The sequence below is a fragment of the Citrobacter sp. EC_71 genome, from assembly GCF_019584005.1.
Lineage (GTDB): Bacteria > Pseudomonadota > Gammaproteobacteria > Enterobacterales > Enterobacteriaceae > Citrobacter > Citrobacter werkmanii.
Map to the genome: position 1 here is coordinate 98,068 of NZ_VDAY01000003.1, position 14,469 is coordinate 112,536.

General features: G+C 51.6%; 13 protein-coding genes. 8 read left to right on the forward strand and 5 right to left on the reverse strand.

Annotation, left to right across the window (positions count from 1 at the left end; all coding sequences use genetic code 11):
- Window positions 1–54: 54 nt before the first annotated feature.
- Window positions 55–1,521 (forward strand): mannitol dehydrogenase family protein, encoded by a 1,467-nt coding sequence (locus FHD02_RS03980; RefSeq protein ID WP_137370590.1) that lies wholly within the window; start codon window positions 55–57, stop codon window positions 1,519–1,521.
- Between the two features lie 75 nt (window positions 1,522–1,596).
- Here FHD02_RS03980 and ydfZ read toward each other — a convergent pair whose 3' ends face one another.
- The 3 genes from ydfZ to ydfG all read right to left on the reverse strand — a co-directional run bounded on the left by ydfZ (window position 1,597) and on the right by ydfG (window position 3,509).
- Window positions 1,597–1,800 (reverse strand): putative selenium delivery protein YdfZ, encoded by a 204-nt coding sequence (gene ydfZ, locus FHD02_RS03985; RefSeq protein WP_042308473.1) that lies wholly within the window; start codon window positions 1,798–1,800, stop codon window positions 1,597–1,599.
- A gap of 189 nt (window positions 1,801–1,989) precedes the next feature.
- Window positions 1,990–2,676: a GntR family transcriptional regulator gene (locus FHD02_RS03990; protein WP_137370591.1), complete on the reverse strand. Its 687-nt coding sequence runs from the start codon at window positions 2,674–2,676 to the stop codon at window positions 1,990–1,992.
- A gap of 86 nt (window positions 2,677–2,762) precedes the next feature.
- On the reverse strand, window positions 2,763–3,509 hold the full coding sequence (ydfG, locus tag FHD02_RS03995; protein WP_042308469.1) for a bifunctional NADP-dependent 3-hydroxy acid dehydrogenase/3-hydroxypropionate dehydrogenase YdfG: 747 nt from the start codon (window positions 3,507–3,509) through the stop codon (window positions 2,763–2,765).
- Between the two features lie 137 nt (window positions 3,510–3,646).
- Between ydfG and dcp the strand changes: the two genes are divergently transcribed.
- Together dcp and FHD02_RS04005 are read left to right on the forward strand one after the other, a co-directional pair.
- Window positions 3,647–5,692 (forward strand): peptidyl-dipeptidase Dcp, encoded by a 2,046-nt coding sequence (dcp, locus tag FHD02_RS04000; protein ID WP_137370592.1) that lies wholly within the window; start codon window positions 3,647–3,649, stop codon window positions 5,690–5,692.
- A gap of 165 nt (window positions 5,693–5,857) precedes the next feature.
- Window positions 5,858–6,784, forward strand: a complete 927-nt coding sequence (locus tag FHD02_RS04005; protein ID WP_137370593.1) for a diguanylate cyclase — start codon at window positions 5,858–5,860, stop codon at window positions 6,782–6,784.
- A 283-nt stretch (window positions 6,785–7,067) separates the two neighbouring features.
- Here FHD02_RS04005 and mgtS read toward each other — a convergent pair whose 3' ends face one another.
- The gene (mgtS, locus tag FHD02_RS04010; RefSeq protein WP_003032406.1) at window positions 7,068–7,163 is read right to left on the reverse strand and encodes a protein MgtS; all 96 of its coding nucleotides are present in this window, start codon (window positions 7,161–7,163) and stop codon (window positions 7,068–7,070) included.
- Between the two features lie 487 nt (window positions 7,164–7,650).
- Between mgtS and urtA the strand changes: the two genes are divergently transcribed.
- From urtA to urtE, 5 genes are read left to right on the forward strand one after another with little or no spacing between them, the layout of a single operon-like run.
- Entirely contained in the window at window positions 7,651–8,922 is a 1,272-nt protein-coding gene (urtA, locus tag FHD02_RS04015; RefSeq protein WP_137365534.1) for an urea ABC transporter substrate-binding protein, read from the forward strand.
- A gap of 43 nt (window positions 8,923–8,965) precedes the next feature.
- Entirely contained in the window at window positions 8,966–10,540 is a 1,575-nt protein-coding gene (gene urtB, locus FHD02_RS04020) for an urea ABC transporter permease subunit UrtB (RefSeq protein ID WP_137370594.1), read from the forward strand.
- The gene (gene urtC, locus FHD02_RS04025) at window positions 10,540–11,613 is read left to right on the forward strand and encodes an urea ABC transporter permease subunit UrtC (RefSeq protein WP_061381356.1); all 1,074 of its coding nucleotides are present in this window, start codon (window positions 10,540–10,542) and stop codon (window positions 11,611–11,613) included. The genes urtB and urtC overlap by 1 nt, the downstream gene beginning before the upstream one ends.
- Window positions 11,613–12,410 carry an urea ABC transporter ATP-binding protein UrtD gene (gene urtD / locus FHD02_RS04030; protein WP_137370595.1) on the forward strand — a complete coding sequence of 266 codons (798 nt, stop codon included), beginning with the start codon at window positions 11,613–11,615 and terminating at the stop codon, window positions 12,408–12,410. Before urtC ends, urtD begins: the two co-directional genes overlap by 1 nt.
- Window positions 12,411–12,419: 9 nt before the next feature.
- Complete coding sequence (urtE, locus tag FHD02_RS04035; RefSeq protein ID WP_137370596.1) at window positions 12,420–13,118, forward strand: urea ABC transporter ATP-binding subunit UrtE; 699 nt, start codon at window positions 12,420–12,422, stop codon at window positions 13,116–13,118.
- A gap of 40 nt (window positions 13,119–13,158) precedes the next feature.
- Here urtE and ydeE read toward each other — a convergent pair whose 3' ends face one another.
- Window positions 13,159–14,346: an efflux MFS transporter YdeE gene (gene ydeE / locus FHD02_RS04040; protein WP_220393600.1), complete on the reverse strand. Its 1,188-nt coding sequence runs from the start codon at window positions 14,344–14,346 to the stop codon at window positions 13,159–13,161.
- Window positions 14,347–14,469: the final 123 nt, after the last annotated feature.

A 14,469-nucleotide genomic window follows, 5' to 3' on the forward strand; every position in this document is an offset into this window, starting at 1 on the left:
CCTACAGGCGTTACTCTGAGACAGTCCTGATTTCATAGATAAGTAGGCCATACCATGCAAAACAAGCTCTTAGCGGCAAAGGCTGCGCTTCCTGACTACGATCGTACCACACTGGTCCCACGTATTGTTCATCTGGGATTTGGCGCGTTTCATCGCGCACATCAGGGTGTTTATGCTGACATCCTGGCTGCAGAACACGGCAGTGACTGGGGTTATTGCGAAGTAAATCTGATTGGCGGTGAGCAGCAGATTGCCGATCTGAAACAGCAAAATTATCTGTATACCGTTGCGGAAATGTCTGCGGATGCGTGGACTGCCAGAGTCGTTGGTGTGGTGAAAAACGCGCTGCATGCGCAGGTAGATGGTCTGGAAAGCGTACTGGCTGCGATGTGCGAACCGCAGGTGGCGATCGTTTCTCTCACCATCACCGAGAAAGGATATTGCCACTCTCCGGCGACGGGGCAACTGATGTTAGACAACCCCATGATTGCCGCCGATTTGCAAAATCCAAAACAACCAAAAACTGCGCCAGGCGTGGTAGTTGAAGCTCTGGCGCGCCGCAAAGCTGCGGGGTTAGCCGCATTTACCGTGATGTCCTGCGACAACATGCCTGAAAACGGCCACGTGATGCGCAATGTCGTCACTGCGTATGCCCGAGCGGTAGATGCTGAACTGGCTGCATGGATCGAACAGCATGTGACGTTCCCGTCTACAATGGTTGACCGCATTGTTCCTGCGGTTACCCCGGAGACGCTGGACAAAATTGAACACATCACCGGGGTACGCGACCCGGCAGGCGTAGCCTGTGAACCGTTCCGTCAGTGGGTAATTGAAGATAACTTTGTCGCCGGTCGTCCGGCATGGGAAAAGGCCGGGGCGGAGCTGGTATCGGATGTGATCCCCTTTGAAGAGATGAAACTGCGTATGCTCAACGGCAGTCACTCTTTCCTTGCCTATCTTGGTTATCTGGCGGGTTATCAGCATATCAACGACTGCATGGAGGATGAAAATTATCGTCTTGCCGCGCGAGCGTTGATGTTGCAGGAACAGGCGCCGACGCTGAAAGTGAAAGGTGTGGATCTGCAGCACTATGCCGATCTGCTCATTGAGCGCTACAGCAACCCGGCTCTGCGTCACCGTACCTGGCAGATTGCGATGGATGGTAGCCAAAAACTGCCGCAGCGTATGCTCGATTCAATTCGTTGGCACATTGCGCATGGCAGCCATTTTGCGCTGCTGGCACTGGGCGTAGCCGCCTGGATGCGCTATGTCGGCGGTGTGGATGAACACGGTCAGGCGATTGAAATCAGCGATCCGCTGTTGCCGGTGATCCAGACTGCGGTTCGCAGTAGTCCCGAGGGGGAAGCACGCGTTCAGGCGTTACTGGCGATTGATGCCATTTTTGGTCGCGAATTACCGCAGGTAGAACTATTCAAAAACCAGGTCACAGAAGCCTATCTTGCTTTACTGGCTGAAGGGGCGAAGGCAACGGTTGCGAAGTATGCAGCAAAACTGAAGTAACGAAGGGCATCATTTATGACGCCATCTGGCTTTCAGCGAGCCAGATGGCGCAGAGTTTTCTGGCATTTACACCAATTAGTTCATGCCCAAACGAATCAACTCGATAGGGGTATATTTACCTTCACACCCTTCGATTGCCACTGTTTTGCCACGGCGAATTTGCTCAGCGGTCAGGCCATCGGTGTCTATCGCTGTAATGCGGCCTGTGAGTCCGGTGCCGCTAATCATGACGCGGCTGCCAGTGGTGATTGCGTTGCGGTTACGATCGTATGTTTTCATGGTGTTTTCTCCTTTCCAACTCACCGTCAAAGCCCGTGGGCCTCTGGTCCCACGTAACGGGCGCAATATAAATACGCTTCTCGCTAAGGATTTTTTTTGTTTTCGATCAAAATCACAGCTTTTTTTAGAGAGATGTGCAGGAGAGGGTAAACGCAGGACAACTCACCCCGCAGAGAGGTGAGCGTAAAATTAATCTTCGCTGAACCAGTCGCTATTTTCCTGGCGAATAAGCTGCACAGACTCACCGATCTCCTGAAGGTGCAGCATCATTGCGCGCTCGACGCCGTCACCATCATGTTTTTCAAGTGCGGCAAAGATATCGTGATGCTGGCGAAGCAGCATTTCAGGAGGGGAAATATGATCCAGGCTCATATAGCGAACGCGGTCAATGGTGGCTTTAATATTCTCGACGGTGTCCCAGGCGAGCTGGCACTCGGCGATTAAAGCCAGTTTCTGATGAAACTCATCGTCAAGCTGGAAGAAATCATCAATTTGTTTTCGGTCAATCGCAATGCGCTGCTGATGCAGATTCTGTTCGAGCTGATAGCACTGTTTATCGGTGATCAGGGTGGCGGCGCGGCGGACCACGGCACATTCAATTGCCTGGCGAACAAAACAACCGTTTTGCACCTGCGACAACGAAATTTTGTTCACGTAGCTGCCACGCTGCGGACGGATCTGAATCAGACCGTTCTCTGCCAGTTTGATGAATGCCTCTCGTACCGGCTGGCGTGAAACATTGAAGCGTACGGAAACCTCTTTCTCCGACAGCGGCGTACCAGGCGCAATCAGACAATGCACGATATCGCGACGAAGAATACGGTAAATCTGCTGATTTACAGGCTGTGTAGGGTTGAGCTGCGTTTCTACGGTCATTCATTCTTACTTTTTAGAGAGTTAACCCAGATATTTTATCACTTATTTCAGGCTATCTATACCCGGCGCAAGGCCGGGCAGGGAAATTAGCTCCGATGGACACTCAGCCCGGCAAAAGACTGCGTGACCGGCATCATTTCAAGGGTGTTAATGTTGACATGAGCAGGTAACGAAGCCACCCACCATACCGCTTCTGTAACATCTTGCGGGGTCAACGCAGTGGTATTTTCGTAAGCTTTTTCAGCCTTGGCATCATCGCCTTTGAAACGCACGTTAGAGAATTCCGTACCGCCAACCAGACCTGGTTCAATGTCGGTAACACGAATCGCTGTCCCGTGTAAGTCAGTACGCAAGTTGAGACTAAACTGACGGACAAACGCTTTGGTCGCGCCATAAACGTTACCGCCGGCGTATGGCCAGCTACCGGCGGTAGAGCCGATATTGATAATATGTCCGCGATTGCGCTCAACCATACCAGGCAGCACGGCACGGGTCATATAAACCAGGCCTTTGTTGTTGGTATCGATCATGTTTTCCCAGTCTTCAATGCTGGCCTTGTGGGCAGGCTCGAGGCCCAGCGCCAGACCCGCGTTGTTGACCAGAACATCAATATCGCGCCATTCAGCAGGTAAGGACGCCAGCATCTCTTCAATCGATGCGCGATTACGTACGTCCAGTTGCGCGATATAGAGTCGGTCACCCAGCTCATCTTTAAGTTCCTGCAGGCGCTCCTGACGGCGTCCGGTGGCAATAACTTTATGCCCATTCTCAATAAAACGACGCGTAATGCACTCACCAAAACCTGCGGTTGCTCCGGTTACTAAAACGATCATCTCACTGTTCCTCAACGCTTTTTATGTAGTACTACCATAGCACGTCATTTCTGTTCAGAGCTATTCCTGGTTAACAGGATTGCGGTCGATTCCCGGGAAGTCTACTCTGGTAAACAAATCGTTTTCAGGAGTGAAAGATGTCGTTAACGAATCCTTTTTTACACCACAGCACATTGCCGTATCAGGCGCCGCAGTTTGATCAGATTGACGTGCAGCATTATCGTCCGGCGTTTGATGAGGGCGTGCGGCAAAAACGCGCAGAGATCGAGGCGATTGTACACAATCCTCAGGATCCTGATTTTGCCAATACTCTCCTGGCACTTGAACAAAGTGGCGCATTACTCACGCGCGTAACCAGCGTTTTCTTCGCGATGACGTCGGCGCACACCAACGATGAACTACAGCGCCTTGACGAAGCGTTCTCAGCAGAACTGGCGGGGCTTGCCAATGATATCTACCTTGATAGTGCGCTTTTCGCCCGCGTCGAGGCTGTCTGGCAACGACGTCATACATTAGGTTTGGATAGCGAATCATTGCGCCTGGTGGAGGTCATTTACCAGCGTTTTGTACTGGCAGGCGCCCGTCTGAATGAGGCCGACAAAGCACGACTCAAAGCGCTCAATACCGAGTCAGCCACGCTGACCAGTCAGTTTAATCAGCGTCTGCTGGCGGCGAACAAGTCCGGTGCTTTGGTGGTGGATGATGTCCGGCGGCTTGACGGGCTTAGCGCAGAAGAACTTGCCGTTGCCGCTGAGGCTGCAAAAGAAAAGGGGCTCGAATCACGTTGGGTTATTCCGTTAGTGAATACCACTCAACAACCGGCGCTTGCCGTGTTACGCAATCGACAGATCCGTGAAGAACTGTTTACCCAGGCGTGGACGCGGGCTGAACACGATGACGATAACGATACCCAGGCTATTATTCAGCGTCTGGTCGACATCCGCATGCAACAGGCGAAATTACTCGGTTTTGCCAATTATGCGGCCTGGAAAACCGCCGACCAGATGGCTAAAACGCCTGAAGCGGCACTTTCGTTTATGCGGGCGATCGTTCCGGCCGCGCGCCAGCGTGCGTTGGATGAACAGGCAGAAATCCAGAAAGTCATCGATCAAGAGCAGGGAGGGTTTAGTGTCAGGGCCTGGGACTGGGCATTTTATGCTGAGCAGGTCCGCCGTGAGAAATACGCCCTTGATGAGGCACAGCTTAAACCTTACTTTGCTCTGGATACGGTGTTGAACGAGGGTGTTTTCTGGACGGCCAATCAGCTCTTTGGTATCAAATTCGTTGAGCGATTCGACATTCCGGTTTATCACCCGGACGTGCGGGTATGGGAAATTTTCGACCACGATGGCGTAGGACTAGCGTTGTTTTACGGTGATTTCTTCGCCCGTGAATCAAAAAGCGGCGGGGCATGGATGGGCAATTTTGTTGAGCAATCGGAGCTGAACGAAACCCGACCGGTTATTTACAATGTCTGTAATTATCAAAAACCCGCAACGGGTAAGCCCGCGTTACTGTTGTGGGATGATGTCATTACGTTGTTCCATGAATTTGGCCACACGTTACACGGTCTGTTTGCCATTCAGCGTTATGCCACGCTTTCAGGGACTAACACACCGCGTGATTTTGTCGAGTTTCCTTCGCAGATTAACGAACACTGGGCGAGCCATCCGCAGGTTTTTGCCCGATTTGCCCGTCATGTCGAAACCGGAGAGCCAATGCCGCAGGCGTTGCGGGATAAAATGCAGCGGGCCAGCCTGTTTAATAAAGGCTACGATATGACCGAACTGCTCAGTGCCGCATTGTTGGACATGCGTTGGCACAGTCTGGAGATGAGCGCGTCATCTTCTTCGGTTGATCAATTCGAGCAGCAGGCGCTGGCGGCAGAAGATCTGGATCTTCAGGCCGTGCCGCCTCGTTATCGCAGCAGTTATTTTGCCCATATTTTTGGCGGTGGCTATGCCGCGGGTTATTACGCCTATTTATGGACGCAAATGCTGGCCGATGACGGTTATCAGTGGTTTGTAGAGCAGGGCGGATTAACCCGCGAAAACGGACAGAAATTCCGCGAAGCGATTTTGTCCCGCGGGAATAGCACTGATTTAGCTGAGCTTTATCGCAAGTGGAGCGGGCGCGATCCCCGCATGGAGCCGATGCTGGCACATCGTGGTTTGAGCGCGTAAGCATTTTTAGATCTTGCGCAGAGCCGGGCGTGATGCCCGGTCTTATCTTATGTTCATTACTGAAACTGATAAGGCTTATTCTCAAAATAAAAAATTTACATAAGTTTTCTTTTTTGTCGTTAAGATGATTGCATCAGAAACGTTCGAACAGGGAGGAAGATCGTGATGATGAGAAATACTACGGAAATAGATGCAATTTTGATCGAGTTAAACAAGTCCATTGATGCCCACTATAAATGGCTGGTGAATATGTTCCGTTGCGCAGTAACCTCGAATGCTACGCAACCGGATATCATGGGTGACAACGCGCATTTCGTTTGTCAGTTTGGACAGTGGCTTAATAATCAATCGCTGCGCAATGAAGATGATTGTAGCTATGTGAATAAGATAAATAATGTTCACGAAAAAATGCATTTATCAGGGAAGGATTTGCTATCGGCAATACTGGAGAAACGTAGTTATCCATGGCATTTCACCAAATTCGAGAATGCGTTACTGGCATTTACGTCTGCTGTGATGGGCTATAAAATATATTTGCTGAGTATCCGCAGTAATATCGACATATTAACAGGCTTACCTGGCAGAAGAATGCTCGATGAGTCTTTTGACCAACAGTTAATCGATGCCGGGCCGCTTAATCTTTATATATTGCTACTGGATATCGACCGTTTTAAACACGTTAATGATACGTATGGTCATCTTGTGGGGGACGTGGTATTACGCGCTCTGGCAGCAAATTTTTTGGCATGGACGCGATATGATGAAGTTGCGTACCGCTACGGTGGCGAAGAATTTATTATCATCATCCGAACCAAAACTGACGAGCAGGCCCGCCAGGCAGGGTTGCGATTGTGTCAGCTTGTAGGCCAGCAAAAAATCCCCTACGCAGATGGAGAGATCGCCATCACCGTAACGGCCGGTATCACCAGAGCTCAGCGGGATGAAAAATTAGATACCGCTCTTGGACGGGCAGACAGAGCGATGTACCAGGGAAAACAGAGCGGCAGGAATCGCTGTATGTTTATGGATGAACGCGAGCAGATCACGCTGGTTAACGCCAGTGATGGGCCTTCGTTCCACCTCAGCGCGTGAAATTCATCTAAGCCGTTTTATGTTAGTTGCGTTTCGTTTAGCTTTCATTGGGGTTGCCGATGCTAGGTTAGCAGACTATCCGTTATCTTCGCAGGGAATTGCCAGATAGCGTATAAAGCAAAACACAAATCTATCCATGCAAGCATTTACCGCTGGTTTATCCGGCGGTTTTTTTTATCTGTGGCCAGGGAAAAGGTGCCGGAAAGGCGATGCAGGTAAAAAAATGGCCCCTTGTGCAGTGACGCGACAAGGGGCCGGTTCGGTTCAGGACTATCGCCGTTCATCAATCATCCCATCTGTGGCTAAAATACGCGGCCAGGAAACCGGAAAATAAAATAATTCCCAGAACAGCCATAAAAATATTCATATTACCCAGCATAGTAAATGCTCCTTTATCTGTGAGTTTCCTCTCTTACCTTAAGTTCACCTCGCTTATGACTATAGTAGCAATTGCAACTTAAACAAAGGCTGAACTGTGTGATTATTTCGTCTGAAATGTAAAAAATTGACGCGATTTCGTCGGGGGAAATAAATAATAGTGACAAGGCGCGCTTATCCTTGCGCAAATTAACCACGATTTTATGCTGATTTCCACAGTCATTGCTATGCGAACCCGACGCAAATTGTTGCACGTTTATAATGCAACGCTGTCTCATGGTGGTTCAATTTTCCTGGCGATCCCCCTTCTTGATGAAATGTTTTCATCCAGTTACTGAGTTATACGATTCTAATGCCTTGATTTTATATGATGTTTTAATATCTGGCATCGTTTTTGCCTTATTACTTCTGAATCCCCTTAATTTGCACCGTTTTGTCTGCCCGGCTGCACCGGAGCTTTCAGCGAATCTAATTTCAGGAGTGAAACTATGCAGCGTCGTACATTTTTAAAAGCTTTTGCGTTATCGGCCTCCGTTATGGCAATGGGCATGAGTTTTAGCGTCCAGGCGGCTGACACTATTAAAGTGGGCATCATGCATTCGTTATCCGGAACGATGGCGATTTCCGAAACGCCGTTGAAAGATGTGGCGTTGATGACTATTGACGAAATCAATGCGCAGGGCGGCGTGTTGGGCAAAAAGCTGGAGCCGGTTGTGGTTGATCCGGCCTCGAACTGGCCCTTATTTGCTGAAAAAGCCCGACAGTTGCTGAGTCAGGACAAAGTGGCGGCGGTGTTTGGGTGCTGGACATCGGTTTCGCGTAAATCGGTGTTACCGGTATTCGAGGAGTTAAATGGTTTGCTGTTTTATCCGGTGCAGTATGAAGGCGAGGAAATGTCGCCTAACGTCTTCTATACCGGCGCGGCACCTAATCAGCAGGCGATTCCGGCGGTTGAGTATCTGATGAGTGAGGATGGCGGTGGTGCGAAACGCTTCTTCCTGCTGGGGACTGATTATGTTTATCCGCGCACGACTAACAAAATTCTCCGTGCCTTTTTGCATTCGAAAGGCGTTGCCGATAAAGACATCGAAGAGGTGTACACCCCGTTCGGACACAGTGATTATCAGACCATTGTCGCCAGTATCAAAAAATTCGCCGCAGGGGGAAAAACGGCGGTGGTCTCAACCATCAACGGTGATTCTAACGTTCCATTCTATAAAGAGTTAGCGAACCAGGGTCTGAAAGCCACCGATGTTCCGGTAGTGGCCTTCTCCGTAGGCGAGGAAGAATTACGCGGTATTGATACGAAACCGTTGGTAGGCAACCTTGCCGCCTGGAACTACTTTGAGTCTGTCGATAATGCGGCTAACAAGAAGTTTGTCGCGGATTACCGGGCGTATGCCAAAGCGCACAAATTACCGAATGCGGATTCGGTTGTGACAAACGACCCAATGGAAGCCACCTGGGTTGGTCTACATATGTGGGCACAGGCAGTAGAAAAAGCCGGAACTACCGATGTGGATAAAGTCCGTGCTGCAATGGCTGGGCAATCATTCGCCGCGCCATCTGGCTTTACCCTCACGATGGATGCCACCAACCATCACCTGCATAAACCCGTCATGATTGGCGAGATTGAAGGCAACGGTCAGTTTAATGTGGTGTGGCAAACCGATGAGCCGGTCCGTGCCCAGCCGTGGAGCCCGTATATCGCCGGCAATGATAAAAAATCTGAACAACCCGTGAAAACCGCCAGCAACTGATCTTATGCCCTCCTGCGGGAGGGCAACGCTTGGGAGAATGCTCATGAAAGCCATGCGCTTTATTCGTGGTGTGATGTTGCTGACGTGGTTTTTGCCGTGGATAGCGCAGGCATCAGATGCCGATACTTTTACCGCTGCCAACCGGACGCAGCAGGCTGTCTTACTTGAACAGTGGGCGACAAATCCTGACCTTAAGCGTTTACCCGTGCTTAAGGCGCTGCGAGATGAAAATCTGCTGACCGATAGCGCGAAAAATGCGTTTGTCATGGATGGGGCGCAAGCACAACCGTTGGGGAGGGCAACAGGTCCTGACGGTGAGCTAAAAAAAGTCCGGCTGACTAACCGGCTGCGCAATCTGGTTGCCGGAACGTTGGCCGTTCATCAACTTTTAAGTGACAGTGTCACGGAAAGGAGCACCGCAGCCAGGATATTACAGCGTGAGGCTCAGCCTGGCATGCTGTCATTTTTGCAGCAACGACTGGCGCAGGAACCGGATGCTAATGTGAAATCTGCCCTGGTTATTGCTCTGGCTAACCTGCGACTGACCAGCACCTCGCCCGAGGTCAGGCGGCAGGCAATTGAACAGCTGGGGGCGTCAAACGACCCTGAAACCCAGGCGAAATTACAACCCTTCACCCGCGCAGAACATGAGCCTGATGCCCGCGTTCGCGCTGCCGCCGACGAAAGTCTGAATTCCATCGCACACCGCATGAAGGTTGGCGATCTTCTTGGGCAAGCCTTTATGGGGCTGTCTCTGGGATCTATTTTGCTGCTGGCGGCGTTAGGGCTGGCGATTACTTACGGGCTGCTGGGTGTCATCAATATGGCGCATGGCGAGATGTTGATGCTCGGCGCTTACTGTACCTGGATGGTGCAACAGCTGATGGGGCAGTTTCTTCCGCAATGGTTAGCCTGGTACCCGGTCATTGCGCTTCCGGTCGCCTTTTTACTTACCGCGGCAGTAGGAATGCTGCTGGAGCGCGGTGTGATCCGCCATTTATATGGCCGTCCGCTTGAAACACTACTGGCTACATGGGGGATCAGCCTGATGCTGATCCAGTTGGTGCGAATGACCTTTGGTGCACAAAATCTCGAGGTCGCCAATCCGACATGGCTTTCCGGGGGGATTCAGGTCTATGCCAATCTGATTTTGCCGTGGAACCGAATTGTGGTGCTTGGCTTTGCCATGCTGGTGCTGTTCTTCACCTGGTTATTGCTGAATAAGACCCGTCTTGGGCTGCGCGTGCGCGCGGTGACGCAAAACCGCAATATGGCGGCTTGCTGCGGCGTGCCCACCGGGCGAGTCGATATGCTGGCCTTTGGGCTGGGTTCAGGGATTGCCGGGCTGGGTGGCGTGGCGCTGTCGCAGTTGGGTAACGTGGGGCCAGAACTGGGGCAAAGTTACATTATTGATTCGTTTCTGGTGGTGGTGCTTGGCGGCGTTGGACAACTCGCTGGGAGTGTGGCAGCGGCGTTTGGTCTCGGGATCTTCAATAAAATTCTTGAGCCTCAGATGGGGGCTGTTCTCGGCAAAATTATGATCCTGGTGCTGATCATTCTGTTTATCCAGAAACGACCTCAGGGACTTTTCGCATTGAAAGGGAGGGTTATTGACTAATGACTATGCCAATGACATTAACGCTGGCACGAAAAGCGCCGCGCGTGACGCGCATCCTGGGGCTGTTTTTGCTGCTGGCGCTCATTATTCTGCCATTTCTGGCGCTGCTCCCGGTGGATCATCCGCTGGCAATCTCCGTCTGGACACTAACGTTGGCTGGGAAAATCCTGTGCTATGCCATTGTAGCGGTCGCACTGGATCTGGTGTGGGGCTATGCCGGAATGCTCTCACTGGGTCATGGCATTTTCTTTGCGCTGGGGGGATATGCGATGGGGATGTACCTGATGCGTCAGGCCTCCGGCGAAGGACTACCGGCTTTTATGTCGTTTCTGTCGTGGACCGAACTGCCCTGGTTTTGGTGGGGAACGCAACACTTTATCTGGGCCATGCTGCTGGTTGTGCTGGTACCCGGCCTGCTGGCTCTGGTGTTTGGCTGGTTTGCCTTTCGCTCAAAAATCAAGGGCGTCTATTTCTCCATCATGACTCAGGCCCTGACTTTCGCTGGCATGTTGCTGTTTTTCCGTAACGAAACCGGGTTTGGTGGAAATAACGGTTTCACCGGATTTACCACTATTCTGGGATTCCCCGTGACCGCGACCTCAACCCGTATCGCGCTGTTTCTGGCGACGGTGATGCTACTGGTGCTGGCGTTATGGCTGGGACTGGCGCTGGCGCGCAGTAAGTTTGGTCGTATCCTGACTGCCGTGCGCGATGCCGAGAATCGGCTGATGTTCTGTGGCTATGATCCGAAAGGCTTCAAGCTGCTGGTATGGACGCTTTCCGCTGTGCTGTGCGGGCTGGCTGGTGCGCTGTATGTTCCGCAGGTGGGCATCATTAACCCCAGCGAAATGTCACCGACCAACTCGATTGAAGCGGCGATTTGGGTCGCCCTCGGTGGTCGCGGAACCCTGATTGGCCCGGTTTTTGGCGCTGTGTTGGTGAACGGCGCTAAAAGTCTGTTTACGGTAATCATGCCTGAATACTGGCAACTGTTTCTTGGCCTGATTTTTATTGGCGTTACGCTGTTTTTACCCCGTGGCGTGATTGGTCTGTTTCGCAAAGGAGACAAATAATGCAGCCAGATGAAGGTCTTTTTACCCGCCAGTTGCCAGGGGACAGATTTCGCAATCAAACCGACCCGGTATTGCAGCTGGAAAAAATCAACGTGAACTTCGATGGGTTTCAGGCGCTAACGGATCTCACACTTGATATTGGCGTAGGGGAACTGCGCTGCATTATTGGTCCTAATGGTGCCGGAAAAACGACGTTGATGGATGTCATTACCGGCAAAACCAGACCGCAAAGCGGCCGCGCGATTTACGATCAGTCGATTGATTTAATGGCGTTTGATTCTATCGCCATTGCGCGTCAGGGGATTGGACGAAAATTTCAGAAGCCCACGGTATTTGAAGCATTAACAGTGGTGGAGAATCTGGAGCTGGCACTGAAAAACGATAAATCCGTTTGGGGGTCTTTACGGGCGCGCCTTTCGGGTGAACAGCGGGACCGCATCGATGAAATGCTGGTGCTGTTGCGCCTGGGAAACGATCGCGAACGCCGTGCCGGGCTGCTTTCGCACGGGCAAAAGCAGTTTCTTGAGATCGGCATGTTGCTGGTCCAGGAGCCGCATTTGCTACTGCTGGATGAGCCGGCGGCGGGGATGACGGATGCGGAGACGGAATACACCGCGGAACTGTTTCGCCAGCTTGCCGGGAAGCACTCGCTGATGGTGGTTGAGCATGATATGGGATTTGTCGAGACAATTGCTGACCACGTTACGGTATTGCATCAAGGGCGAGTGCTGGCTGAAGGGAGCCTGCGCGATGTGCAGGCCAATGAGCAGGTTATTGAAGTTTATCTTGGACGGTAAGGAGGGCTGATGCTGCAGGTAAATGAACTGAATCAATATTATGGCGGCAGCCATATTCTGCGTGGCGTGAGCTTTGAAGCGCGTATCGGTGAGGTGACGTGTCTGCTGGGGCGTAACGGCGTGGGTAAAACAACGCTCTTAAAATGCCTGATGGGGCTTATCCCTGCCCGTAGTGGAAGCGTGCTGTGGCAGGAGAAAGATGTCACGTACTGGAAGCCACATCAACGGGTCAGAGCCGGTGTAGCGTACGTGCCGCAGGGACGCGATATTTTTCCGCGTCTGACAGTGGAAGAGAACTTGCTGCTGGGCCTTTCCCGCTTTTCAGCACAGGACGCCCGGCGAGTGCCAGATGATATTTACGCGCTATTTCCAGTGCTACAGGAGATGAAGTATCGACGGGGCGGAGATTTGTCCGGTGGACAACAACAACAACTGGCTATTGGACGGGCGCTGGCCAGTCGGCCGCAGTTGTTGATCCTTGATGAGCCCACCGAGGGGATCCAGCCGTCAGTAATTAAAGAGATTGGTCAGGTTATTTCTCACCTGGCGCATCGGGGTGATATGGCCATTTTGCTGGTGGAACAGTTCTATGATTTTGCGCAGCAGCTGGCTGACAAATACCTGCTTATGTCGCGCGGAAGTATTATTCAAAGCGGTTCCGGCGAGAATATGGAATCCGAGGGAGTACGAGGGCTGGTGGCCATTTGAGATAAGCGACAGAACCACTATGGATCTGTCGCGATAACAATCAGCAGACCGCCGTCTGATCCCAGGGTTTGGCGCGCATACCCTTTATCATTAACGCCCAGGCAAGGACAATCGCCACGATCAGCGCCCCAAACAGCGACCATGGCGGTAATGTGGTCAAAATGACGCCGCTGACCAATGGGTTTACCGCGGCACCAAGCCAGCCCAGCGACTGGGCGGAAAAATAGCTGGCTTTCATGCCGGCCGGGGCGATGTTATCGATCAGCATATATTCGCCCGGGGCGTAAATGACTTCACCGATCGTGAAAAGGGCCGCAGAAATACCCCAGAACCATAAGCTATTGCCGGAAAACATGAAACCAACCAGGCCGAGCACAAAGAAGATTGTGCCTACTGTCATCAGCGGTCGAATGTTAGCGGCAGTGATCCTGCGTCCAAGGGCATATTGCAGCGATACCACAATGGCGGCATTGACGGGCAGAACGACCGCTACCACTTTTTCGGCAAAATCACCGTTGGCGACTACCATCACGTATTGTGAAATACAGGAGGCAAATGCGCCGCCAACAAATGACGCCAGAAATGCCGACAACGTAAACCAACATAAGGCTCTGTCGCGCAGGAGCACCGAGGGTGACCAAACCGCGGCGTTTGAACCTTCTGATACTACCGTTGAACGTTTTACCCACGTCTGGATAAACACCAGTGGTAAAGCCGAGCAGGCGGCCGCCAGCCAGAACGGTAAGTTAATACTTTGCATCACCAGCAGGGTGCCCAGCGGGGGGCCAACGGTCCAGCCGATGTTCAGCACGGTATAGTTAAGCGAGAAAATTTTCGTTTTGTTGGTGGCAGAGAGATTATCGGCAAACCAGGCCTTCAGCACCGTTGCGAAGACGGAGTAGGCGCAGTTGATCAGGGCGAAGAGCAGCACCACCACCACGACGTTATGCACCAGTGGGATCGCAATAAAACCAGAGGCAAAGCCGCAGATAGCCAGCAGCATGTAGCGTTTTTTATCGAACTTGTCGGCCAGAATACCAAAGCCAAGGCTGAAAACGACGCCAATAGTCAGGGCGACCGTCATCGCATAACCGATCAGATCGACGCTCAGGTTATACTGCCGACTGAGGTAAATCGTCATGAATGGCAGCGTAGCGCCGCGCCCAATGGTTAATAACAAGGATGATGCAAGTAACGCGAGAGTGGACCGTCTCAGAGAGATATTCATTTTCCTGCCCGACAATGCATGTTGTTATGTTTTTTTTAGATATCAGAAACAAATAGCATGGTAAAAGTGTGATGTACACTCAATAAGTTGTCGGAAAATGCCCTCAATAGCCTACCTGAATTA